This window comes from Enterobacter sp. GD03975 (assembly GCF_029838645.1).
Classification (GTDB): domain Bacteria; phylum Pseudomonadota; class Gammaproteobacteria; order Enterobacterales; family Enterobacteriaceae; genus Enterobacter; species Enterobacter quasihormaechei.
The window spans coordinates 23,854-48,113 of record NZ_JAOBZC010000018.1; the positions used below are offsets into that span (position 1 = coordinate 23,854).

17 protein-coding genes are annotated in these 24,260 nt (G+C 54.0%); 7 read left to right on the top strand and 10 right to left on the bottom strand.

The annotated features are described in order from the left end of the window. Positions 1 to 91: 91 nt before the first annotated feature. Complete coding sequence (gene avtA / locus N5C09_RS20215) at positions 92 to 1,345, top strand: valine--pyruvate transaminase (RefSeq protein ID WP_063865841.1); 1,254 nt, start codon at positions 92 to 94, stop codon at positions 1,343 to 1,345. A gap of 7 nt (positions 1,346 to 1,352) precedes the next feature. Here avtA and N5C09_RS20220 read toward each other — a convergent pair whose 3' ends face one another. The 4 genes from N5C09_RS20220 to aldB form a co-directional block, all read right to left on the bottom strand. Next, complete coding sequence (locus tag N5C09_RS20220; protein WP_279749754.1) at positions 1,353 to 1,808, bottom strand: 4Fe-4S dicluster domain-containing protein; 456 nt, start codon at positions 1,806 to 1,808, stop codon at positions 1,353 to 1,355. Between the two features lie 209 nt (positions 1,809 to 2,017). After that, positions 2,018 to 2,422 (bottom strand): type II toxin-antitoxin system HicB family antitoxin, encoded by a 405-nt coding sequence (locus N5C09_RS20225; RefSeq protein ID WP_193528314.1) that lies wholly within the window; start codon positions 2,420 to 2,422, stop codon positions 2,018 to 2,020. 14 nt (positions 2,423 to 2,436) lie between these two features. Continuing rightward, entirely contained in the window at positions 2,437 to 2,622 is a 186-nt protein-coding gene (locus N5C09_RS20230) for a type II toxin-antitoxin system HicA family toxin (RefSeq protein WP_057979982.1), read from the bottom strand. 244 nt (positions 2,623 to 2,866) lie between these two features. After that, positions 2,867 to 4,405: an aldehyde dehydrogenase AldB gene (gene aldB / locus N5C09_RS20235; RefSeq protein WP_063865846.1), complete on the bottom strand. Its 1,539-nt coding sequence runs from the start codon at positions 4,403 to 4,405 to the stop codon at positions 2,867 to 2,869. A 166-nt stretch (positions 4,406 to 4,571) separates the two neighbouring features. On the opposite strand from aldB, the gene N5C09_RS20240 reads away from it, so the two are divergent. Then, positions 4,572 to 5,456, top strand: a complete 885-nt coding sequence (locus N5C09_RS20240; RefSeq protein WP_063865848.1) for an ROK family protein — start codon at positions 4,572 to 4,574, stop codon at positions 5,454 to 5,456. Between the two features lie 3 nt (positions 5,457 to 5,459). Here N5C09_RS20240 and selB read toward each other — a convergent pair whose 3' ends face one another. The 3 genes from selB to N5C09_RS20255 all read right to left on the bottom strand — a co-directional run bounded on the left by selB (position 5,460) and on the right by N5C09_RS20255 (position 9,392). Next, positions 5,460 to 7,298 carry a selenocysteine-specific translation elongation factor gene (selB, locus tag N5C09_RS20245; protein ID WP_279749755.1) on the bottom strand — a complete coding sequence of 613 codons (1,839 nt, stop codon included), beginning with the start codon at positions 7,296 to 7,298 and terminating at the stop codon, positions 5,460 to 5,462. Continuing rightward, entirely contained in the window at positions 7,295 to 8,680 is a 1,386-nt protein-coding gene (gene selA, locus N5C09_RS20250) for an L-seryl-tRNA(Sec) selenium transferase (RefSeq protein ID WP_193528311.1), read from the bottom strand. The genes selB and selA overlap by 4 nt, the downstream gene beginning before the upstream one ends. Before the next feature lie 103 nt (positions 8,681 to 8,783). Continuing rightward, positions 8,784 to 9,392: a glutathione S-transferase gene (locus tag N5C09_RS20255; protein ID WP_279749756.1), complete on the bottom strand. Its 609-nt coding sequence runs from the start codon at positions 9,390 to 9,392 to the stop codon at positions 8,784 to 8,786. Between the two features lie 436 nt (positions 9,393 to 9,828). Here N5C09_RS20255 and N5C09_RS20260 point away from each other — a divergent pair, with 436 nt between their 5' ends. The 5 genes from N5C09_RS20260 (at position 9,829) to N5C09_RS20280 (ending at position 19,834) form a co-directional block, all read left to right on the top strand. Further along, a complete protein-coding gene (locus tag N5C09_RS20260; RefSeq protein WP_063865856.1) occupies positions 9,829 to 11,736 on the top strand; it encodes a PTS mannitol transporter subunit IICBA in 1,908 nt (635 codons plus the stop codon). Positions 11,737 to 11,838: 102 nt separating this feature from the next. Further along, positions 11,839 to 12,987 (top strand): mannitol-1-phosphate 5-dehydrogenase, encoded by a 1,149-nt coding sequence (mtlD, locus tag N5C09_RS20265; RefSeq protein ID WP_279749757.1) that lies wholly within the window; start codon positions 11,839 to 11,841, stop codon positions 12,985 to 12,987. After that, complete coding sequence (gene mtlR / locus N5C09_RS20270; protein WP_063865860.1) at positions 12,984 to 13,574, top strand: mannitol operon repressor MtlR; 591 nt, start codon at positions 12,984 to 12,986, stop codon at positions 13,572 to 13,574. The genes mtlD and mtlR overlap by 4 nt, the downstream gene beginning before the upstream one ends. A gap of 58 nt (positions 13,575 to 13,632) precedes the next feature. Next, complete coding sequence (locus tag N5C09_RS20275) at positions 13,633 to 13,995, top strand: YibL family ribosome-associated protein (protein WP_063449976.1); 363 nt, start codon at positions 13,633 to 13,635, stop codon at positions 13,993 to 13,995. A 268-nt stretch (positions 13,996 to 14,263) separates the two neighbouring features. Further along, positions 14,264 to 19,834: a DUF3320 domain-containing protein gene (locus N5C09_RS20280; protein ID WP_279749758.1), complete on the top strand. Its 5,571-nt coding sequence runs from the start codon at positions 14,264 to 14,266 to the stop codon at positions 19,832 to 19,834. 137 nt (positions 19,835 to 19,971) lie between these two features. Here N5C09_RS20280 and N5C09_RS20285 read toward each other — a convergent pair whose 3' ends face one another. The 3 genes from N5C09_RS20285 to N5C09_RS20295 are packed head-to-tail and all read right to left on the bottom strand — an operon-like array spanning position 19,972 to position 24,235. After that, a complete protein-coding gene (locus N5C09_RS20285; protein ID WP_063865862.1) occupies positions 19,972 to 21,066 on the bottom strand; it encodes a fimbrial protein in 1,095 nt (364 codons plus the stop codon). A 9-nt stretch (positions 21,067 to 21,075) separates the two neighbouring features. Beyond that, the gene (locus N5C09_RS20290; protein WP_279749759.1) at positions 21,076 to 23,595 is read right to left on the bottom strand and encodes a fimbrial biogenesis outer membrane usher protein; all 2,520 of its coding nucleotides are present in this window, start codon (positions 23,593 to 23,595) and stop codon (positions 21,076 to 21,078) included. After that, on the bottom strand, positions 23,561 to 24,235 hold the full coding sequence (locus tag N5C09_RS20295) for a molecular chaperone (RefSeq protein ID WP_204644164.1): 675 nt from the start codon (positions 24,233 to 24,235) through the stop codon (positions 23,561 to 23,563). Before N5C09_RS20295 ends, N5C09_RS20290 begins: the two co-directional genes overlap by 35 nt. Positions 24,236 to 24,260 lie beyond the last annotated feature (25 nt).

The following is a 24,260-nucleotide window of genomic DNA, read 5'->3' on the forward strand; positions in this document are numbered from 1 at the left end:
AACAAATCCGACCATATCCGCCGATTTGCACCAACACGGTGCTGGCGTTATGGTTACTGCCTTTCATATTAAGCCCGACAGATCACCTGCTATGACGTTTTCACAATTCGGCGATAAATTTACCCGCCATTCAGGCATTACCCGCCTGATGGAGGACCTCAACGACGGGCTGCGCACCCCCGGTGCTATCATGCTCGGCGGCGGAAACCCGGCTCAGATTCCGGAGATGAACACCTACTTCCAGGCGCTACTGGCAGACATGCTGGAAAACGGTAAAGCAACCGATGCGCTGTGTAATTACGACGGCCCTCAGGGTAAAACAGAACTGCTGACGCTTCTGGCATCGATGCTGCGGGAAGCGCTGGGCTGGGATATCGAACCACAGAATATTGCACTGACAAACGGCAGTCAGAGCGCGTTTTTCTACTTGTTCAATCTGTTCGCCGGGCGCCGCGCCGACGGCAGCACGAAAAAAGTGCTGTTCCCGCTGGCACCGGAGTATATCGGCTATGCCGATGCCGGCCTCGAAGAAGACCTGTTTGTTTCCGCACGCCCGAATATCGAGTTGCTGCCAGAGGGCCAGTTCAAATATCACGTTGATTTTGAACATCTGCATATCGGTGAAGAGACGGGCATGATCTGCGTGTCACGCCCTACTAACCCGACGGGCAACGTGATCACCGACGACGAGCTGATGAAGCTGGATGCGCTGGCGAATCAGCATGGTATCCCGCTGGTGATCGATAACGCCTATGGCGTCCCGTTCCCGGGGATTATCTTTAGTGAAGCGCGTCCGCTGTGGAACCCGAACATCATCCTCTGCATGAGCCTTTCCAAGCTGGGCCTGCCGGGCAGCCGCTGCGGTATCATTATCGCCAACGAAAAGATCATTACCGCCATTACCAACATGAACGGCATTATCAGCCTTTCGCCTGGCGGGATCGGCCCAGCGATGATGTGCGAGATGATCAGACGCAACGACCTGCTGCGCCTGTCGAATGAGGTGATCAAGCCGTTTTACGCTCAGCGCGTTCAGGAAACCATCGCCATTCTTCGCCGCTACTTACCGGAAGAACGCTGCCTGATCCATAAACCGGAAGGGGCAATTTTCCTGTGGCTGTGGTTTAAGGATCTACCCATTACGACAGAGCTGCTTTATCAGCGCCTGAAAAAGCGTGGCGTGCTGATGGTGCCGGGGGATTACTTCTTCCCGGGGCTGGATAAGCCGTGGCCGCACACGCACCAGTGCATGCGCATGAACTACGTCCCGGACCCGGAAAAAATCGAAGCGGGTGTGAAGATTCTCGCCGAAGAGATCGAGAACGCCTGGCACGAGGCGGGTTAATAAGACCTCAGGCCAGATTACGCACCCGTTCCGCGCGTAATCTGGCGGGGTCGATGCAGCGCAGCGCGTGGGTAGGGCAGGCTTCAACGCAGGCTGGCCCACCCTCGCGATGCGCGCACAAATCACATTTCAGCGCCTGAACGCGACCTTCCACGACCCGAACCTGCATTGCCCCGAACGGGCACGCCACCATACAGCTTTTGCAGCCGATACAGCGCGATTGCTCAACGAACCATGCTCCCGCAGCGCGGCGAATGGCCTGCGTCGGGCAGACATTGGCGCAGGGCGCATCTTCACACTGATGGCAACCTACAGCCGTGGTGAAAGCGTTCCCCTTAACCACCCGGATCCGTGACGTAAACGCGTCTGGCGCGGCGGTGCTTTCATGCGACATCATGCACGCCACCTCGCAGGTGCGGCATCCGATGCATTTTTCAGGATCCGCCATGATAAATCGGTTCATGGATAACGCCTCGCGCAGGTTAAAAGTCTGTCCGTTAAATTATCGTTAGCGCATCATACCTTGCGTGCGAAGCGTTAAGGATGCTGTGGGTCAAAGAGCGGGCGCGGATACTTTTAGCTTAGGGTAAATGCGGATATGTGTGGATGAAGGCTGATTAACTGCGGCCTGTTGCCCTCACCCCGACCCTCTCCCACGGGAGAGGGAGAACGTTAAGCCAATACACGCCGTGCTGCCTCTGCAAGAAAAGCACTTCGGTTAGTAAATTGGGGATGCTCGCTGACAAAGGAATCAATCTTCACCAGCAAACGGCGAGGTATCGTAATATTGATGCGCTCTACTTTGCCTTCAAACTGTTTCATATTGATATCCACCAGCAACCATTGTCCGCCAATGAAATCCTCCGGATGACTTGCCAGATGCGCTTCAACCATACCCGGAAGTGGCAACATTTCATCCATTTCAAACAACGCTTCAAAATGGGCAGTTAATGCATCACGTGCGTCCTGAAAAGCATCATCCAGTGAATCCCCCGCAAAAAAACACCCCGGAACGTCAGGAAAGAAACCACTGGCGCTACCGTCGGAATCAGAATGAATGTAAGCCGGATAAAACATAACTACTCCTGATATCAGTGTTTAATTCCCGCCTGTCGCCAGATTTGTGCGAGAGTGCCTGGTTTAATGTCCTTTTTAGGATGTGGGACGGTAACTAACCCTTTTTGCACTGGATGGCGAAACTGATGATGGCTTCCCTTCGTTCTTACACATTTCCAGCCATGGCTAACCAGAACAGTAATGATATCCGCACTTTTCACATCCCAATCCTTCCCTGATTATACACATGATACACACCATCGCTACTGGGTTGAATGAGACTACCGCATTAAAAACGGCAGCGCAGCCAGACTTTAGCGAAACAGGAAGAGGCATCGAGAAAAGAAGAGGGAAGATTGTCAGGTTGCAAATAAAAATGCGGCCACTATCGTAGGCTGGGTAAGGCGAAGCCGCCACCCGGCTTTAACCCGGCTCAGGCCATCCGCGACGGCCTGAGCCGGAAGTTTAAAACAGCCCCAGCGGTTTTTCGGAGTAGCTGACCAACAGACATTTCGTTTGCTGGTAGTGCTCCAGCATCATCTTATGGGTTTCACGCCCGATGCCCGACTGCTTGTAGCCGCCAAACGCCGCATGAGCTGGATAGGCGTGATAGCAGTTGGTCCACACGCGACCGGCCTGAATGCCGCGGCCCATTTTGTAGGCCAGATTACCGTTACGGCTCCAGACGCCCGCCCCCAGGCCATACTGCGTATCGTTGGCGAGCTCCAGCGCCTCGTCCATGGTTTTAAACGTCGTGACCGCCAGCACCGGCCCAAAAATTTCCTCCTGGAATACACGCATGTTGTTCTGACCGAACAGGATGGTCGGCTCAAGGTAGTAGCCCTCCTGTAAATCGCCGCCCAGTACCTTACGGCGTCCGCCGGTCAGCACATCGGCCCCCTCTTTTTTACCGATATCGATATAGTTGAGGATGGTTTCCAGCTGGCCATGCGATACCTGTGCCCCCATCTGGGTGACGTTATCCAGCGGGTTACCGCTGCGGATCGACTCCACGCGCCGGATCGCCCGCTCCATAAAACGCTCATAAATGGATTCCTGCACCAGCGCGCGGCTCGGACAGGTACAGACTTCACCCTGGTTGAACGCGAACAGCGCAAACCCTTCCAGCGCTTTGTCGAAGAAGGCATCCTCTTCATCCATTACGTCGGCAAAGAAGATGTTCGGCGATTTGCCGCCCAGCTCGAGCGTGACCGGAATGATGTTCTGGGTCGCGTACTGCATGATCTGCTGACCCACTTCCGTTGAGCCGGTGAACGCCACTTTGGCGATACGTTTTGAGGTGGCAAGATATTCCCCAATTTCGCCCCCGGCCCCGTTGACCACGTTAATGACGCCCGGCGGCAACAGATCGCCAATCACCTCCATCAGCAGCAGCACCGAAAGCGGGGTTAAGCGCGCGGGTTTCAGCACAACGCAGTTGCCCGCCGCCAGCGCGGGGGCCATTTTCCAGCTCGCCATCAGCAGCGGGAAGTTCCAGGGAATGATTTGCCCCACCACGCCCAGCGGCTCGTGGAAGTGATACGCCACGGTGTCGCTGTCGACCTCGCTGATCCCACCCTCCTGAGCACGAATGCAGGAGGCAAAATAGCGGAAATGGTCAATCGCCAGCGGGACGTCTGCCGCCATGGTTTCGCGGATCGGCTTGCCGTTGTCCCACGTTTCTGCCGTTGCCAGCAGCTCCAGATTCTGCTCCATCCGGTCAGCGATTTTGAACAAAATGGCCGCCCTGTCCTGCACGGAGGTCTGTCCCCATTTATCCTTCACCTTATGTGCCGCATCCAGCGCTAAATCAATATCCCGCTTGCCCGAACTGGCAATTTCACATAACGGCTGGCCGGTGACGGGCGTCAGGTTGGAATAGTATTCACCGTCGACGGGTGCCACCCAGTCGCCACCGATAAAGTTGTCATAGCGGGGCTTGAGCTTAAGGGGAAAACCATACTCGCCAGGCTGGATACGCGATGAGGGAGGATTGTTTGTCATGACCGTCTCCTTGCAGTAGGTGTACAACAAGGGTAGTTCCGGCTGGTGATTTTCTCGCCAGCGGGTAGCGGGTTTACGAGCCGCATCACGGATTACCGTACTTTACGTTTCGTTTCTGCCGCCGGAGCCATAATTAATAGTTCAGGGGCACATGAGGAACGATGCAATGCAGCTATTTATCGGCTTTGACGTGGGTGGAACCCACATCAAACACGGCGTAATTAACGAAAACGGCGAAGAACTGACATCCGATGAATATGACACGCCGGACGATGAAAGCACCTTCAAAGAGAAGTGGAAAGCGGTGGTGGATAAGTACTGCCAGGAGCACGAGATCGCCGGCATTGGTGTGAGTTTTCCGGGACACATCAATCACCACACCGGCGAAGCGGCCAAAGCCGGGGCGCTGGACTATCTTGACGGCGAAAACCTGTGCGAACTGTTCGCACAGCTGACCGATCTCCCCGTGACAATCGAAAACGATGCCAACTGCGCGGCGCTGGGCGAGCGCTGGCAGGGCGCGGGCAAGGACTATGAGCATTTCGTCTGCATCACCATCGGTACCGGCATCGGCGGCGGTATCGTCATGGAGGGCGATCTCTACCGCGGATCGCACTATCGGGCGGGTGAATTTGGCGTGCTGCCCGTGGGCAATGAGGGCGAACCGATGCATGAAGTGGCGTCTGCCAGCGGCCTGATGAAAGCCTGCCGCCGCGCGCTGGCCGTGTCGGAAGACGAAATGCCTGACGGCGAGGAGCTGTTTAAACGCATGGACAGCGACGTGCATCTGCGCGAGGCCATTGAAGAGTGGGCGCACTGTCTGTCGCGCGGCATCTACAGCGTGATCTCTATGTTCGATCCGCAGGCGGTGCTGATTGGCGGGGGCATTAGCGAGCAGGAGAAAATTTATCTCCTGCTGGATAAATACTTACAGCGATTCGAGGAGTGGGAAGCGCTCCGGGTGCCCATCCTCCCCTGCGAGCTGGGCAACCAGGCGGGAAGGCTGGGTGCGGTCTGGCTGGCTAAGCAGAAGCAGGCGCGCAGCGCTTAACGCTTACGGAAATAACTGCGCGTCGCGGAGCACATGGTCATTGCCGCGACGACGTGTAAACCCGATGCGGTTGAAGTACTCCAGGATCTGAATCGCCAGCTTGCGTCCCACGTTCAGCCGATCGCGGAAGTCAGCGGCGCAGGTCGATCCGCGCGCATGATCCAGCTCGCGGATCAGGTTCGCAAACGCCACGATCCGATCGTTGCGGTAATAACGATCTTTCACGATCGCCACAATCATGCCCTGCTGGGCCGCATGGCGCAGTACCTGACGCATTAGCTGCTCATCAGTATGGGTTTCACGCGCCAGATCGCGTACCCACCACGGTTCATCGCCAAACAGCGTCGCCACCTTTTGCCAGACCGCGTCCTGCTCGGCGGTAAAACCCGCCTTGTGTTCCGGCAGGTGCAGCCAGCCGTGATGGCTTGCGATCGCGCCGCTGGCGCGCATGTTTTCAATCAGCAGCAGCACCAGCGCGTCGTCTTCCATCGGCAACGCCATGCGCCGCAGACGCTCACGGCCCGGGCCTGGCTCATCCTGATGCTGTTCATGGTAGGTGGCCAGCGTGCTCAGCACCTTACGCTGCCAGCGCGCCGCCACCGGCGCGTTCAGCAGGCTGTTACCGGCCTGAATAAAACCTGGCTCCTGCGTCAGAAGCCGCAATCCTTCGCCGCTGAGCTGGCGCGCCCAGGCGAACGCAGCCAGATCCACCGCACCACGTTCAAGGTGGATATCTAACGCAGACTTATCATCGCGGGCCTTCGCCAGCGCGCCCAGCCACTGTAAATACTCGGGCTTACGCTTGCCGCGACGGGGCGGATTAAGCATGACCACGCGCGCGCCCGCCAGCGTTTCCCGCGCCGAAATATCGCGCAGGACCAGGCGGTCGTTATCCGCCAGCCAGAGCGGGGAGTCGAACACCAGCTCGGCAAGATCGTTTTCCAGCAGCGACACGCGCCCGGTGATGTGGCTGGCCGCGTGGTGGATATGCAGCGGCTGCCACTGGGTCAGCGGCGTGTGGGTCTGGAGAGAGACGATCGCCCGCCCGCAAGGTTCTGGCGGCGCGTCAGCCATCAGCCAGTCACCACGGTTGAGCTGCTCTTTCCCGGCATCCCCGGCAACGTTCAGGGCGATACGCTGCCCGGCATGGGCCCGTTCCACCGGCTGGTTTTGCGCGTGAAGTTCGCGCACGCGCATCGGTTTATTTACGCCCGTCAGCCACAGGGTATCGCCCACGTTCACTTCGCCGCTCAGCGCGGTGCCGGTCACCACCAGCCCAGCACCTTTCACGGTGAACGCCCTGTCGATCGCCAGACGGAAACGGTGATGGCTGGCATGCTCACAAGACGGGATCTGCTGCAAATGGTCGCGAAGGGCGTCGATACCGCGGCCTTCTGTCGCCACGGTGACAAACAGTGACGCATCCTTAAAACCGTATTCATCGAGCGTCGCCAGCACCTCTTTACGCACCTCATCGATACGCGCCTCATCCACACGGTCCGCTTTGGTGAGGGCGACGGTCAGCTGCGGGCTGCCCGTCAGTTGCAGGATAGCCAGATGCTCGCGCGTTTGCGCCATCACCCCGTCATCGCACGCGACCACCAGCAGAGCGTGATCGATACCGCCCACGCCCGCGAGCATATTGGACAGAAACTTCTCGTGGCCGGGCACGTCGATAAAGCCCAGCACGCGGCCATCGGACAGCGGCCAGTAGGCGTATCCCAGGTCAATGGTCATGCCGCGCTTTTTCTCTTCCGGCAGGCGATCGGCATTTACGCCCGTAATGGCCTGCAATAACGTGGTTTTGCCGTGGTCAACGTGACCGGCGGTGGCAATAATCATTTCAACATCATCTCCAGAAACCGCACTTCATCTTCCAGACAGCGTAAATCCAGCCACATGCGGCCATCACCGATACGGCCAATCACCGGCGTCGGTAATGCACGCCAGCGCGCCGACAGCGCCTCAAGCTGGCTTCCGCGTCCGTCGCGCGGGGTGAACGTCAGCGCTTCGCTCGGTAATCTGTCCACGGGCAGCGAGCCGCTGCCAATTTGCGACAGACAGGGCTCGATACGAACATCAAATTCAGGGTAGTGAGGAGCAACCTGCGGCAGTAGCGCTTCCGCGCGCGCGCGAATGGAGGCTGCATTACGGCTTAGCAAACGCAACGTGGGCAGGCGGTCAGCCAGTTTCTCCGGGTGAAGATAGAGCCGCAGCGTGGCTTCCAGCGCGGCCAGCGTCATTTTATCGGCCCGCAGGGCGCGCTTCAGCGGATGTTGCTGTAGCTGCGCAATCAGCTCGCGCCTGCCGACGATAATCCCCGCCTGTGGTCCGCCCAGCAGTTTATCGCCAGAGAAACTGACCAGGCTTACGCCCGCGGCAACCATTTCCTGCACCATTGGCTCTTTCGGCAGACCGTACTGGCGCATATCCACCAGCGACCCGCTGCCGAGATCGGCGATCACCGGCACGTTAAGTTCGCGCCCAATGGCAGCCAGCTCGGCCTCATCCACCGTTTTGGTGAACCCCTCGATATGGTAATTGCTGGTATGCACTTTCATCAGCAGCGCGGTGTTTTCATTCACCGCCGCGCGATAATCTTTAGCATGGGTACGGTTGGTTGTGCCCACTTCATGCAGCGTGCACCCCGCCTGGCGCATGACATCCGGAATTCGAAATGCCCCGCCGATCTCCACCAGCTCGCCGCGAGAGACGACAACCTCTTTCCCGCTCGCGGTAGCCGCCAGCATCAACAGCACCGCCGCCGCGTTGTTATTCACAATGCAGGCATCTTCCGCGCCGGTGATCTGGCAGAGCAGATCGGCCAGCGCGCGATCGCGATGCCCGCGCCCGGCGCCGTCCAGATCGTACTCCAGCGTCACCGCCGAGCGCATGGCCCGGGTGACGGCCTGTATCGCCTCTTCCGCCTGTTGTGCACGGCCCAGATTGGTGTGCAGAACCGTGCCCGTCAGGTTAATGACCGGGCGCAACGCGCTTTGCGCGCGCTCATTCAGCCTCCGTTCAACTTCCTGCTCCCACGCCATGCACCAGCCAGGAAGCGCGTTCTCAGCCTGAATATGACGACGCGCGTCATCCTGAAGCTGGCGTAGCATGTCGACCGTTGCAGTATGGCCAAACTGCGCCAGCACCGCGGCTATGCGCGGGTCACGAAGCAGACGATCGGTTGCGGGGATCTGGCTGTAGAGGGAATGATGAGTAGTCATGAATGCGCCTGGCGAGTAAATATCTTCCCCCCTCCCGACGGGAGAGGGAGTTAACATGTGGGGGGATTGTACCGCCTCCTGCCGGGAAGTGTTATAACCCGCATCAAGCCTTTGGTGGTTCGGTGCGGGCAAAACTTTCGCGCTGGAAGAGCGTCTCCGCCAGCTTAACCAGCAGCGGGCGATCCACACACCACCCAGGCGAGACCCGGCGGAAATTGAGGTAGCCAATGGCGCAGGCGATGGCGATCGTCGCCAGATTCAGGCTATCGCTTTGGATTTTACCGTCGCGGATCAGCTGTTCACACCTATCCAGGCTGCGGCTGATTTTTTCTCGCTGACGCAGCAGTTCATCCTCTGACTGCTGTGCGGCGGGCCTCGCCTGCTCGCGCACGGACGTTAACGCTGCGTCCATAATGCCATCGGCCAGCGCTTCAATTTGCTTCACCGCCAGCGCCGCTTTTGGATCCGCCGGCAGCATGGCTGGCGCAACGCCAAGCAGCTCGATGTATTCCGCAATGATTGGGGAATCAAACCAGTAGTCACCCTCGTCCGTGATCAGCGCCGGAACTTTACCCAGCGGGTTGTACTGCGCAACGCCGTTCTCAGCGTTGTAGGGCTGTTCATTCACGAATTCAAATTCAATCCCTTTCTCCAGCAGGAGAATCGAAATCTTACGCACGAAAGGACTGGTATAACTGCCGATGAGTTTCATTGCTTATCCTTAATGCCCACAAAGAGGTCAGTATGGATCACGCCGTGAAAAAAGGCAGGTATGCGTATCGCATTCCTGACTTCAGGCGATACGGGAGGAATCCGTATAAAAATATTTTGTGAATCAAATCACAATCCAGAAACAAACCGCCAACTTAGAAATGTGATTATTATCACAAAAAGCACGCCAATCTGGCGCAATTTTGCGCGATGTATTTTTTTTACACACTCATTATGTGATCTCCATCACTTCATTAATCACCACACCCCCTACATTTACGTGACTGCGATCACACAAAATTTCGCTGTCTGGACAGTTGAACGATTCAGTGCCAGATTTCACAGCATCAGAACAGGGCCCGGCTACCTCTGCCGCCGCACATTAACGATAAACCTCGGGCCATAAGCCTAAGCGTAAACATAAGAAGGGGTGTTTTATGTCATCCGATTTCAAGATCAAAGTGCAAAGCTTTGGTCGTTTCCTCAGCAACATGGTGATGCCAAATATCGGCGCGTTTATCGCGTGGGGTATTATCACCGCATTGTTTATTCCGACAGGGTGGTTGCCTAACGAAACGCTGGCGAAACTTGTTGGCCCAATGATCACATACCTGCTGCCGCTGCTCATCGGTTATACCGGTGGTCGTCTGGTGGGCGGTGACCGCGGTGGCGTCGTGGGTGCCATCACAACCATGGGCGTGATCGTCGGTGCGGATATGCCGATGTTCCTCGGTGCGATGATTGCCGGTCCTCTGGGCGGCTGGGCGATTAAGAAATTCGACGTCTGGGTCGATGGCAAGATCAAGTCCGGCTTCGAAATGCTGGTGAACAACTTCTCCGCGGGCATCATCGGGATGATCCTCGCGATTCTGGCGTTCCTCGGCATTGGTCCGGCGGTTGAAGTGCTGTCCAAACTGCTGGCGGCGGGCGTTAACTTCATGGTGGCGCACGACATGCTGCCGCTGGCGTCTATCTTCGTTGAACCGGCGAAAATCCTGTTCCTTAACAACGCCATCAACCACGGTATCTTCTCCCCGCTGGGTATTCAGCAGTCTCACGATCTCGGCAAGTCCATCTTCTTCCTGATTGAAGCCAACCCGGGTCCGGGCATGGGCGTTCTGCTGGCGTACATGTTCTTTGGTCGCGGCAGCGCGAAACAGTCTGCTGGCGGCGCGGCTATCATCCACTTCCTGGGCGGTATCCACGAAATTTACTTCCCGTACGTGCTGATGAACCCGCGTCTTATCCTGGCCGTTATCCTCGGCGGTATGACCGGCGTGTTCACCCTGAGCGTGCTGGGCGGCGGTCTGGTCTCCCCTGCTTCTCCGGGCTCTATCCTGGCGGTGCTGGCGATGACGCCGAAAGGCGCGTACTTCGCGAACATCGCGGCAATCTGTGCGGCCATGGCGGTCTCCTTCGTGGCATCCGCTATCCTGCTGAAAACCAGCAAGGTGAAGGAAGACGACGATATCGAAGCGGCAACCCGCCGTATGCACGACATGAAAGCCGAATCCAAAGGCGCTACGCCGCTGGCGGCAGGCGATGTCTCTAACGACCTGAGCCACGTGCGTAAAATCATCGTGGCCTGCGACGCCGGTATGGGTTCCAGCGCAATGGGTGCCGGCGTGCTGCGTAAGAAAGTGCAGGATGCGGGTCTGACCAACATCTCCGTGACCAACAGCGCGATTAACAACCTGCCGCCGGACGTTGACCTGGTGATCACGCACCGCGATCTGACCGAGCGCGCCATGCGTCAGGTGCCGCAGGCGCAGCACATTTCCCTGACCAACTTCCTGGACAGCGGCCTGTACACCAGCCTGACCGAACGTCTGGTTGCGGCCCAGCGCCATGAAGATAACGAAGTGAAGGTGCGCTCCAGCCTGCAAGACAGCTTTGACGAGAGCAACGCGCATCTGTTCAGACTGGGCGCGGAAAACATCTTCCTCGGCCGCACCGCGACCAATAAAGAAGAGGCGATTCGCTTCGCCGGTGAGCAGCTGGTGAAAGGTGGCTACGTTCAGCCTGAATACGTTGACGCGATGCTGGAGCGTGAAAAGCTGACGCCTACCTACCTGGGTGAATCCATCGCGGTTCCGCACGGTACGGTTGAAGCGAAAGACCGCGTGCTGAAAACCGGCGTGGTGTTCTGTCAGTATCCTGACGGCGTGCGCTTCGGTGAAGAAGAAGACGACATCGCCCGTCTGGTGATTGGTATCGCCGCTCGCAACAACGAGCACATTCAGGTGATTACCAGCCTGACCAACGCCCTGGATGATGAAACGGTCATCGAGCGTCTGGCTAATACCACCAGCGTTGAAGAAGTGCTGGCGCTGCTCAACAAATAACAGCGTCTCTTCCCTCTCCCCGACGGGGAGAGGGCTAGGGTGAGGGGAAAACGTTTCTCACCCCAGCCCTCTCGGGTAAAAACATTGATGAAGGTTAATACTATGAAAGCATTACATTTTGGCGCAGGTAATATTGGTCGTGGCTTTATCGGTAAACTGCTGGCAGACGCGGGCATTACCCTGACATTCGCCGATGTGAATCAGGTGGTTCTGGATGCCCTGAACGCCCGTCATAGCTATCAGGTACATGTAGTCGGTGAAAACGAGCAGGTTGAAACGGTTTCTGGCGTGAACGCGGTGAGCAGCATTGGCGACGACGTGATTGACCTCATCGCAAACGTTGACCTGGTCACCACAGCCGTAGGGCCGGTAGTGCTCGAACGCATCGCCCCGGCGGTCGCAAAAGGCCTGGCGAAGCGTAAAGCACAGGGCATTGAAACACCGCTGAACATCATCGCCTGTGAAAACATGGTGCGCGGCACCACGCAGCTGAAAGGCCACGTTCTTGCCGCCGTTGCAGAGGAAGATAAAGCCTGGGTTGAAGCGCACGTCGGGTTTGTGGATTCCGCCGTAGACCGCATCGTTCCGCCGTCCGAATCCGCCACCAACGATCCGCTGGAAGTGACCGTGGAAACCTTCAGCGAGTGGATCGTCGATAAAACCCAGTTCAAGGGCGCGCTGCCGACCATTCCGGGAATGGAACTCACTGATAACCTGATGGCATTTGTCGAACGTAAACTCTTCACGCTGAACACCGGGCATGCTATAACCGCGTACCTCGGAAAATTGGCCGGTCATCAGACCATTCGCGACGCGATCCTCGATGAGAACATCCGTGCGGTGGTCAAAGGCGCAATGGAAGAGAGCGGCGCGGTGCTGATCAAACGCTACGGTTTTGATGCTGATAAACACGCAGCATACATCCAGAAAATCCTCGGTCGTTTTGAAAACCCGTATCTGAAAGATGACGTTGAGCGCGTGGGCCGTCAGCCGCTGCGTAAGCTGAGCGCGGGCGACCGCCTGATTAAACCGCTGCTGGGCACGCTGGAATACGGCCTGCCGCACGCCAACCTGGTGAAAGGGATTGCTGCCGCGATGCACTACCGCAGCGAGCAGGACCCGCAGGCGATTGAGCTGGCTCAGCTGATTGATGACGAAGGCGCGCAGGCTGCGCTGGCGCAGATCTCCGGTCTGGATGCCAGCAGCGACGTGGTTGCGGAGGCGGTTAACGCATACAACGCAACCAAATGATGCAGAATCCGGCGCAGGTGAGCCTGCGCCCGAATAACAGATTGTCAGATATGCAGGCAACAATGGAACAAACCCAGGCCTTTGAAAATCGTGTGCTTGAGCGTCTGAATGCTGGCAAAACCGTACGAAGCTTTCTGATTGCCGCCGTCGAGCTGTTAACCGAGGCGGTGAACATTCTGGTGCTTCAGGTGTTTCGCAAAGACGACTACGCGGTAAAGTATGCTGTTGAACCGTTGCTGGACGGAGACGGACCGCTGGGCGATTTATCGGTACGGCTGAAGCTGATCTACGGTCTTGGCGTGCTCAACCGCCAGGAGTATGAAGACGCCGAGCTCTTAATGGCGCTGCGCGAAGAGCTCAATCATGACGGTAACGAGTATACCTTTACCGATGATGAGATCCTCGGTCCCTTCGGCGAGCTGCACTGCGTATCCGCCCTGCCTCCTGCACCTCCGTTTGATAACAGCGACCCTGAGCTGTACGCGATGCAAAAGCTGCGTTATCAACAGGTTGTCCGCTCCACCATGGTGCTTTCCCTGACTGAGCTGATTTCTAAAATCAGCTTAAAAAAAGCGTTTCAGAAGTAAGCCCGCACACATTGGTGTATCCTTCCCTGTAAATTCCCCGTTTTCAGAGTTATTTGTCATGAAAGAAGTCGAAAAGAACGAAATTAAACGCCTGAGCGACCGTCTGGATCTGGTCCGCCATCAAATGGCCGGTCTCTCCCTGGTCGATTCCGCCGAGAAATACGCCGAGCTGGAAAAAGAGTCCGTGAAGCTGGAAGCGGAAATCGAGCGCCTGCGCGAAGTGAAAGGCCAGAAGCTGAGTAAAGAAGCACAGAAGCTGATGAACATGCCGCATCGCCGCGCGATCACCAAAAAAGAGCAGGCCGACATGGGCAAGCTGAAGAAAAGCGTCCGTGGCCTGGTGGTGGTGCACCCGATGACCGAGCTTGGCCGCGAAATGGGCCTGAAAGAGATGACGGGCTTTTGTAAGACTGAATTCTGAAACTTAATTTAAGTTAAATTAAATACAGACCAGCCCAATATATTCACCCAAAGAATGTATTGGGCTTTTTTTATTGCCTAAAAATACCGGACTGCTGCCAGAAAATGTAAACAAGTAATAGTAAACTCTGCGGGTTCACAATTCTCATTGTTAAGAGTAAAGTGGGCATTCATTTCTTGCGATCTAACTAATACACACGGCACGCCAATGAAATATAATATATTTTCTTTGGCTTGATGGTATGTCATTGCATTAGGTTATAAATTTTATGAATTCTACTGAGAGCTCAACCTTTCAAAACAGCGCCCTTTCTTTAGAACAAAAACTTGAAAAAGCCAGGGCTGAACTTCTGGATCTAGGGGCAAGGAACCGCTTACTCAACATTCCACGTTCGAAGAATACACGTTTCCTGGAAGTGATTGATGAGCGTTCTGAACTGGTCTACAAACTTCTGTTCGATGAAAAAAAGACGTTCACATTTTTACATGGTAAATCAGGAAAAGAAGACGACCTGGAGATAGAAGATACTCTTTCAGAGGAAAAATCTTTTATTTATCAATTTGATGAAGCAGATGCTGAAATAAAATCGCAGCATCTTGATACTAAACTACAGACTCGTTTGACACCTAAAGGATTGCAGACTCGATTACTCGATTTGTATCACGACGCCAAAACGCTTGAAGAAGAGCAAGGAGCAAACATTCTTTTCTTGGCATTGGGCACATTGAAGTGGGTAGATCCAGCGAATAAAGAGAATCTCCGTTATGCCCCGTTGATACTGGTGCCAGTCAGTCTGGAACGCGGCAGTGCTGGAGAAAGATTCAAACTAAAAGCGCGTTCAGAAGACATCATCCCTAACCTTTCTCTTGAAGCCTTCCTTGAACGCGTACACCAGATCACATTACCAGTAATGCAATCTGACGACGATGAAATTAACATAAGTGGTTACTTTGACGCTGTACAGCAAGCAATAGCATTGAAATCAGATTGGGAAGTTATACCCAACGACATAATCCTTGGTTTGTTCTCATTTTCTAAATTTTTGATGTATCGAGATCTCGATCCTGCACACTGGCCCGATGAAGAAGCTATTACATCAAAATACCTTATCCGTGCGTTGATGGAAGAAGGGTTCGATGAAAGTGATGGACTTCTCTCAGAAGATAGCCCTATAGACCCCATTATCACGCCGAGAGATATGCTTCATATAATGGATAGCGATAGCTCTCAGACGCTCGCAATTCATGAAGTAAGAAGAGGTCGAAACCTTGTTATACAAGGGCCACCGGGGACGGGTAAATCGCAAACGATAGCCAATATCATTGCATCTGCCATCGCAGATGGAAAAACGGTACTTTTCGTTGCAGAAAAAATGGCAGCTCTTGAAGTGGTCAAACGGCGCCTCGACCAAACAGGAGTGGGTGATGCCTGTTTAGAACTTCACAGCAATAAGGCCAATAAACGAATTTTACTTGAAGAATTGAAACGAGTATGGGATTTAGGTTCGCCCCGCGGCGAATTTCCTGATGAATTGATTGAGAACTTAACAGAAGCCCGTGATTCTCTCAATGCCCACCCAGCGCGCCTCCATAAAGTCTACACACCTTCAGGTTTGACCCCCTACCAGGTCATCGGGCAATTGGTAAGATTGCGTCAAAATGGGCAAACACCTACAGACTTCTTTCTTTATGGCTTCGATGAATGGAGCAATAACGATTTGATAAAACGACTGGATCTCGTTAAAGAGCTTATTGAGCGAATTGAAGATATTGGGCTTCCCCATAATCACCCGTGGAATGGCGTAAAACGAGAATCCGTTTTGCCTGGTGAACTCGATCGCCTAATGCCTAAAATCACTACGTTGTTGCACAAAGCACATGACTTTCAAAACACTATAGTGGGTCTGGCTGCCCGAGTTGGGATAACACCTGAACCCGTACATTTCAAAGAGGCAGACAAAATTGTTCAGATTGCTAACCTCATAAATCAGGCACCTGAGTTTGAGGAAGCAGCATTAGTAAATCCTGTCTGGACTAACTCTCTAAACGAAATAAAAAGTCTAATTGAACAGGGTGAAACGTATCAGGATAATTTCCAAGAAATTAAAGATCTGCTTCATGACAATCAGTTTGACACCCCTCTGTTTGAATTCCGGGATGAGCTACAAACAATCCCGGAGGATCTTTCGCCAGATGCCTTCTCAGCCGCAAAAGCATTGTTACCGCTATTACCCCAAATTCAGTTAACAGTGGCACATCTGACGAAAGAACTAGGTACTGAAGCTCTTTATCGTTCATCCCATGAAATTAAAAATCTGATCGAACTGAGCATACGTGTGGCAGATGCTCCCGATGCGAGTCCACAAGCCTTTGTCGCTTCTGTATGGGAACATGGTGTCGAACAAGCGAGGGAGTTAGTCATTTCGATCGCTGATTTAAATTCTTTGCGTCAGAAAATTGATCCCCTTGTATCGGAAACCATTTGGGATACCGACCTTACACAACATCGTCATAACCTCGCGATACATACTGGGATGTTCAAAATTTTGAACAGCGAATGGCGCCGTTCACGTGCGCTTGTCCGCTCTCTCATTCGAGATACAAATCAACCTATTCAGCAGCAAATCGAGCTTTTGGATAATGTAATTCAGGCGCAAATGCTACGAAAAAATATCGCCAACGCTAGCGAGTTTGGAAATAGTGCGTTTCGCTCACACTGGCGTGGTGAGAACAGTGACAGCGGTGCGCTGAAAGCGTTAGTCGAATGGATGGCAACGCTTAAAGATGTTGGTTCAGAAGCGCGTATACTTGCGAGCCAACTGTCTGATCGTGAAACTTTGAGGCACCTTAGCCAGAAACTGGATCAGCTTCTGAATCAAACCGGCATCGAACTGAAGCAACTTTGGAAAGCGTTTGGCGAAACTGCTGAATCCTGGTTTGATAATCATTATTCTATTAAGCGTGTTCCATTAAGCTATGTTGACGCTCTGGCGCAAAAACTCAGTCGTATAGATTCAACATCACATCAGGTCTTTAAAGTACCGGCAGAACGCCCCGGTGAACGCCTGACGCTGGTTAAGAAGATTATTGCACTGCAATATCAAAAGAAGGTCATTGAATCTCAATCCGAATTGGGAAATGCAGCATTGGGTAGTGCATGGCTGGACACACGGTCAAACTGGCACAATCTCGTTAGAGATTATACATGGATGGAGAAACACGGTGAATTACGCTTCATCTGCGCAACCATAAACAATCGCGATGAGTTACTGAATTCTGCTAATCAACTTTCAGCATCACGTGTCTCTATCATTGACGAACTTGAAAACCTGGCCAACGAACTCGAATCGTCTACCAACGATTTATTCCATTTGGATAATCAACATTTACGTATCGATAGCGTTCTGAGCAAACTAACCTCCTGGACTGAAAATGCCGAACAATTGTCTAAATGGGTTGTCTGGCAACACCGGCGTAATCAGGCGAATAATCAGGGACTGTCAGAAGTGGTAGAACGGCTTGAGGATGGGCGCTTACCATTATCCACTTGTTACAGTTCTGTCGAATATACCTATTATGAATCGCTGTTCAGTTTAATGGCTAAAGAGTCACCTTCCCTTTCCCGCTTCGACGGGGATCTTCATAACCGAAAAGTTCAGTACTTTGCCGAAATGGATTTACGCCGTATAAAAAGCTCAAGTATTGAGGTTGCCCGAGCACACCATCGCCGTATTCCTTCAAAAATCGGAGCGGCTGGTCCCGTTGGAGTCCTGCGCGCTGAAATGGCAAGGAAAAGAGGCCATATGCCTATTCGCCAATTGATGCTTAAAGCGGGTCCAGCAATTCAGGCAATCAAACCGGTCATGATGATGAGCCCGCTTTCTGTCGCACAATTCTTGATACCTGGTAAGCAAAAATTTGATTTGCTTGTAATGGATGAAGCCAGCCAGATTCAGCCTGTCGATGCCATAGGTGCAATTGCTCGGTGTCAGCAAGTTGTTGTTGTTGGCGACGAAAGACAATTACCGCCAACCAGTTTCTTCTCTCGTATGACTGAAGCCAGTAACGATGATGGAGATGAAGATTCGACGCAAGTAGCCGATATCGAAAGCATACTTGGTCTGTTTGTTGCCAGAGGCTTGCCACAAAGAATGCTTCGCTGGCATTACCGCAGTCGACACCAGTCGCTTATTGCGGTTTCCAATAGTCAGTTCTATGAAAATAAACTGTTTATCGTCCCAAGCCCATATACCGAAGAGGCTGGTATGGGCTTGCGATTCCATTATGTGGAAAACGGTATTTTCGAGTCAGGTTCAGGTAATGCCAATCCTATTGAGGCGAAAAGGATTGCTACCGCAATTCTTGAGCATGTACAGCAGAATCCTGAATTGTCATTGGGAGTCGCAACATTCTCCGTTTCACAACGTAAGGCTATTCAGGATGAGTTAGAGTTTCTCCGCCGTTTAAATCCTCAATATGAAGATTTCTTTAATTCTCATCCTGGCGAGCCATTCTTCATTAAAAACCTTGAAAATATTCAAGGTGACGAACGTGATGTCATTATGATCTCTGTTGGATATGCGCGAAATAAACAAGGCTATTTGGCAATGCGATTCGGTCCTCTAGGTTCGCAAGGTGGTGAACGACGGTTGAATGTGCTGATTAGCCGTGCAAAACGCCGATGTGAGGTTTTTGCATCGATCACAGATGAAGATATTGATCTTGAGCGTGCTAAAGGCGTTGGCGTTTTTGCGTTTAAGCTTTTCCTTCAGTACGCGCGCACAGGACGATTATCAATCTCCTCCCCTTCCGGGCGCCCAATGGACAGTATATTCGAGGAACAAGTCGCTTCAGCCCTGCTGGCTCGAGGTTATCAAGTGCATCCACAAGTTGGGATTGCTGGCTTCTTTATCGATCTGGCGATTGCCGATCCTGAACTACCCGGGCGATATCTGCTAGGTATTGAATGCGATGGCAGTGCTTACCATTCCTCTCGCTCTGCGCGAGAACGCGATCGTTTGCGTCAGGCAGTTCTTGAAGATCATGGCTGGATCATACACCGTATCTGGAGTACTGACTGGTTCCAAAGGCCTGAGGAGCAATTGCAAAGAGTTATCAAAGCTATTGAGAATGCAAAATCAGAGCTGAATGGCAGAACAGAATATAACGCAGATCATTCGCGAGCCGTTCCTGTTGATATCGTTACCGTTGAACGAGAAGATATTATTGAGATAGGTTTAGATCGAGCCGACACCGCAAACGATCAGTCTAACAATTACGAAGAGGCAAAGCTTGATGCTCATCTTTCGTATGCTTTACATGAAACACCAACTGGTATTCTCGCTGACATGATTGAAAAAGTTGTCTTCACAGAATCACCTATTCACATTAATGAAGTCATTACACGCCTTCGTACTGCATGGGGATTACAACGGGCAGGAGCTAGGATAGAAAGCGTTGTCAGCCAGGCTGCTCAAATTGCGTGTAAGAAAGATAAAATTTACGAAGAAAACGGATTTTTCTTTCATAAGGAAGTAATGGTTAAACTTCGAAACAGGCAGAACGTGATATCTACGGGTTTACGTAAACCAGAATTGATTGCTCCAAAAGAAATCGCTGCTGGAGCAATGCAAATTGTCAGGGCTAGCTTGGGCGCAACAGAGGATGAAATCATTACAGCTGTGTCGAGAATGCTAGGTTTTAAATCAACCAGCAGCGTTCTGAAGAGAGTCATCTCCGATACTATTGAGCAACAGATTAAAGATAAGCACCTTAAGCAACATGATGGTCTTATTGTGATTGAAGAGCCTCAGGTTGATAGCATCAGAAATATTGTTTAATTCATCCTCATTTATTTAACCCTTTCCGCGAGACTACCCATTACTGGGCGATCGCCGCGAAATGGGCCTGAAAGAGATGACGGGCTTTTGTAAGACCGAATTCTGATCGCTCTCCCCTGCCCTGCGGCAGGGGAAACTCAGTTGTAGATCAGGTTAAACGTCGCCATCGCATCCGCTTTTCCCGCCGAGACGTTCTCTTCTGTCTGAATGTAATGCGCGTCAAACCAGAAGGTCTGCGTCTGGTTATCCCCCACCTGGCCAAGCGCTGACACCTGCGGGGTGTTCCACTGTACCACCTGCCCCTGAACCGAACCGGTATTGTCACCGTAAAGCAGTTCGATTCCGACACCGCTGGCGCTATCCTCCTGCTTCGTCAGTGCCAGTGCCCGATCGTTGGCCGGTGTGGTATCGCCAAAGAAACCCATCTTCACCGCCGTATTATTTTCGCAGGTCACCGGAATGCTGAAGCGCCCGCCTCCGGCCCGTGAGCCTGGGCCGTGAAATTCACGCTGGCTCACGCTTCCCATGGGAACAAGAATGCTGCGAGAGCCTACTGAACAGCTGGTACGCCTGACGGTGAAGCTGGCGAGATGGATTTGTACCGGTGTCGCCACGTTGGTAGCGCTGGCTTTATTTTCTCCCGCCTGCAAGATCAGCGATCCGACATTTTGCTCCTGGGAGTTGGCGTTATCATCAGGCATGGCGCTGGTCGTCGGGATTTTGTAAAACACCACCCAGAACTGCATCTTGTACGTTGAGGCGCTGGCAAAGGCGGGGTTTTGCGACGCGTCGCAAATGCGCCGGGACTCATTGCCCTCCACCGGGCTGGTGCCGTCAATATAGCGTACCGCATCGGCGCCGCAGTACTGCTGCTCACGGAACCCCAGCGCGTAGCCGATACCGTCGATCTGGGTTTTGTAAACGTGGCGCGCCGCGCCGTCTTCACCCACCACGGTACCGACGGGGTTATCCATGTCGACAAAGCCGATGCTACGCCAGGCGTCATTCCCGCCATCACAGCTGTAGAAATCCGCCCCGGTAGACTGTATCGGCGCGGAAACTGGCGTCCAGTCTGCCGTGCCAGGCGCATACCCTATGGCGTAGGGCACCTGAACGACCCACTGATCGCGGGTGGTGCGACAAGGTGAGGTCTGAGCATGGGCATGAAAACTCAGCATGCCAAAAAGCGAAAGCAGGCTCAGATAGAAAAACCAGTGAATAAAACGACGCATGATAATCCTCTAATGACACGCAAGAGACAGCGTGGCGATGCCGGGGGCCATGTGAGCTTCGCCCAGCCTGAAAGGTGTCTGGCACTGATGCTGTTCCCCGCCCTCATACCAGGTGACGCGCAGGGTGCCGCGCTCCGGTACCCCGCTCAGGTAGGCCTGACCGCCGTCAGCGACCATGCTTCGGTTTGCTGAACGGCGGTTCTGCTCCACCACTTCAGCCTGTGCGCCAAACGGCAGCGGTTCGCCGTGATAGCGCAGGGAAAACAGAACGCGATACCCAATGTGAGTTGTGTAATTGGCCAGCACCACCGCGCCGCTGGTGGGAATGAGCGTCAGACCGCTCTGCTCGACGTCGACGTTCTCGCCAAGCGTCGCCGTATCCAGATTGACGGTATTCTTGCGGTAGGCCGAGAGCGTTGGCATGACCGCGTAGCCGCGGCTGTCGGTATGGATCCCGTTGTAGCCCTCCGGCTCAACGTTCGCCGCGCCGGGCACGCGCAGCAGGGCAACGGTATCGCCCAGCGGCTGGCTGAGCGTGACGCCATACTGCGTGGCGATGACGCCTCCGGCGAGTCCAAGACTCGCGTTGCTACCGTTTCGGCTGTGGTCATAACCGAGGCTGACGTTGCCGTAGCCACCGTTGTATTGCAGCGCCAGGCTGGTGCTGTCGGCCTCTCCCTCACTGGTCTTACTCTGCTGAACGCTGTAATTCAGGTTGCGGTTCGCCAGCGCGCTGCCGTTGAGTGACACCTGCTGCGTGGTCATCCCACGATTGTTGTGGTTGGCGTAGTAACTGACCGAACTGCCCGGTAGCCAGTTGCCTAGCGGAACATTGACGTTAAACGACACGGTGCGATCGGGATGCTGCTCAAGCGCTGAGTCGGTGTAGTCATACCCCGCGCCCCAGGAAATACCCCGCCAGCTGGTGTACCAGCCGATGTGGATGGTTTTATCCTGGCCGGACGTATGCCAGTAATCCTGCATCCACGCCGAGACGTTGAGGCTGCCGAACTGACCCAGCGTCTGTGAAAAAGTGACCTGCGAGCGGCTACGGCGATTATTGAGTTGCAGCTGCTGGCTGTCGGACTGATTCAGTTCGTTAAATTCGTAGTAATTGCGCGAGGCATAGCGATAACTCGCCAGGTTGAAGGCGGTGCCGGTAGCGCTGAAATCTTTCTGGTACTGAATGCGCCACGCCTGCCCCATCGCGCTTTTGCCGTTGGGTAAACGGCTTTTTGCCAGCGTATCGTCAATGCCCAGCGAGCCGAATGCGCCAAACCCTCTGCCTATGCCGATCGCACCGGCCTGATAGTTGTTTGCCGTACGAAAGCCGCCATACACCGTCATCCTGGAAAGCAAACCGTAAAAGAAAGCGCCCTCAACAAATTCGGGCGAACGCGCATCGCTGGAGCCGGAATGAAACCGTCCGGCGTTGAGGCTGTATTTCAGGCTGCCCTGGCGTCGCATAAACGGCACCGCAGAATAGGGTTGGGTAAAAACGCGCGTCGAGCCGTCACTTTCCGTGACGGTAACCTGTAGATCGCCACTTTGCGCACCGGGGAACAGATCGTTAATGATGAATGGCCCGGCGGCCACCCAGGTTTCATAGATCACATAGCCATTTTGCGAAACGGAGACTTTGGCGAAGCTGTGTGCGACGCCGCGGATGGTGGGGGCAAATCCGCGCTGGCTGTCGGGCAACATGCTCTCGCTTGATGAGAGCTGCACCCCGCGAAACGCCACGCTATCGAACACGTCGCCTGCGGTCCACGCATCGCCTATCCGCAGCTGGCTGTTGAGGCTGCGGATATCCCGGGTCAGCCAGCTGCTCTGTGACTGGAAACGATCCCCACCCGAGTCGCTGTGGCTCCAGGCCGAGGTGTTGCGCAATCGCCACGCTCCCAGATTGACGCCATTTCGCAGGCTCAGATAGCTGGACGTCGTGACGCCGCTCTGATGGCGGGCCTGGCCGCCCGACAGGCTGTAATCAACAAATGCCGCCGGGATACCATCATCCCACTGCGACTGCGGCACGTAGCCGCGGCTGCGGTGTTTCATCGCCGCCTGCGGCAGGCTGAGAAAGAGGCGCTGCTGGTTGAAATCATAAGAGGTTCGCGCTGCCGGTATAAAATCGTCGAGGTGCGTGAAGGTCTCTCCCTCGTGCAACCGCGAGAATGCCGGAATCGCACTCACGTTCACCCCAAGCGCTTCCAGCAGCGATAGGCTAAAAACGGGTTGCAGGCGGCCTTTCTCATTGACGAAGGCGATCTCCTGATGCCGCTCCTCGCGTCCATTAATCTCCAGCGTTACGAGCCAGGTGCCGGGCATTTGCCCGCCCTTTTCAGAGAAATAATGCAGATCCGCCGTTTTCTGTTCGGAAGAGGAAAGCTCCAGCGCGGCGGGATCAAAATAATCCTCGGCCATCCCGGCGCGGCTGAAGCTGAGCAGCAGCACCGAAAGCGGCGCGTAACGAAACAGGCGAAAAGGCATGGTGTTAAAGCGGTTGAGAGCGGGTGGCGGTAATGGCACCGAAATCATTAATAGCCGACCAGCTTACGCCACCGGAGGCAGCCACAGGCCATTCGCGGGTTTCACCTGGACCGATCATGCCTGGCTGCTCAATTTTATGCCCACCGACGGTCAGCCGATAAAAAGAGACGTAATATGGCGTCGGGTTGGAGGCCTTAAGCCCTTTTTCCGTCCGCGAAAATGTTATTTTCTGCCAGGCCGTGGCGGCATCCCCTTTCAGGTTGTCCGGGCGGTAGAAAATTTTAAATTTCGATTTGACGTTAACCTGTAATTCGTTATTGCTCTCTTTTGGCTTGGGCGCAATCGCTTTAATATCCAGCCAAAATACGGATTCACGATCTGTGGGCAGCGGTGCGCCGGTATATTGAATACGCAGCGTGTTGGTCTGCTCCGGATCAAGCCTGAACAGCGGTGGCGTGACGATAAAGGGCGCGGCGTTATTTTTATCCTGCACATCACCTTCAACCCACGACTGAATAAGGTAAGGAACCGCACTTTCCATATTAGAAACAGAAAATGCCACCTCCTTGCTGTTTTGCGGGTATACGATCCGTGTCCCACCCATTACAACGCCAGCGGAAACTGACGCAGAGCTAATCATTAATGCAGTGAGCATAATATACGATAAACGTTTCATCATTATTATCTCTGGAGGTGGCTGAAAG

Bases quoted from the DNA above. Each gene is read 5' to 3' on its own strand.
- avtA (WP_063865841.1), top strand. From the start codon at position 92: ATGACGTTTTCACAATTCGGCGATAAATTTACCCGCCATTCAGGCATT.
- N5C09_RS20220 (WP_279749754.1), bottom strand. From the start codon at position 1,808: ATGAACCGATTTATCATGGCGGATCCTGAAAAATGCATCGGATGCCGC.
- N5C09_RS20225 (WP_193528314.1), bottom strand. From the start codon at position 2,422: ATGTTTTATCCGGCTTACATTCATTCTGATTCCGACGGTAGCGCCAGT.
- aldB (WP_063865846.1), bottom strand. From the start codon at position 4,405: ATGACAAACAATCCTCCCTCATCGCGTATCCAGCCTGGCGAGTATGGT.
- N5C09_RS20240 (WP_063865848.1), top strand. From the start codon at position 4,572: ATGCAGCTATTTATCGGCTTTGACGTGGGTGGAACCCACATCAAACAC.
- selB (WP_279749755.1), bottom strand. From the start codon at position 7,298: ATGATTATTGCCACCGCCGGTCACGTTGACCACGGCAAAACCACGTTA.
- selA (WP_193528311.1), bottom strand. From the start codon at position 8,680: ATGACTACTCATCATTCCCTCTACAGCCAGATCCCCGCAACCGATCGT.
- N5C09_RS20255 (WP_279749756.1), bottom strand. From the start codon at position 9,392: ATGAAACTCATCGGCAGTTATACCAGTCCTTTCGTGCGTAAGATTTCG.
- N5C09_RS20260 (WP_063865856.1), top strand. From the start codon at position 9,829: ATGTCATCCGATTTCAAGATCAAAGTGCAAAGCTTTGGTCGTTTCCTC.
- mtlD (WP_279749757.1), top strand. From the start codon at position 11,839: ATGAAAGCATTACATTTTGGCGCAGGTAATATTGGTCGTGGCTTTATC.
- mtlR (WP_063865860.1), top strand. From the start codon at position 12,984: ATGATGCAGAATCCGGCGCAGGTGAGCCTGCGCCCGAATAACAGATTG.
- N5C09_RS20275 (WP_063449976.1), top strand. From the start codon at position 13,633: ATGAAAGAAGTCGAAAAGAACGAAATTAAACGCCTGAGCGACCGTCTG.
- N5C09_RS20280 (WP_279749758.1), top strand. From the start codon at position 14,264: ATGAATTCTACTGAGAGCTCAACCTTTCAAAACAGCGCCCTTTCTTTA.
- N5C09_RS20285 (WP_063865862.1), bottom strand. From the start codon at position 21,066: ATGCGTCGTTTTATTCACTGGTTTTTCTATCTGAGCCTGCTTTCGCTT.
- N5C09_RS20295 (WP_204644164.1), bottom strand. From the start codon at position 24,235: ATGATGAAACGTTTATCGTATATTATGCTCACTGCATTAATGATTAGC.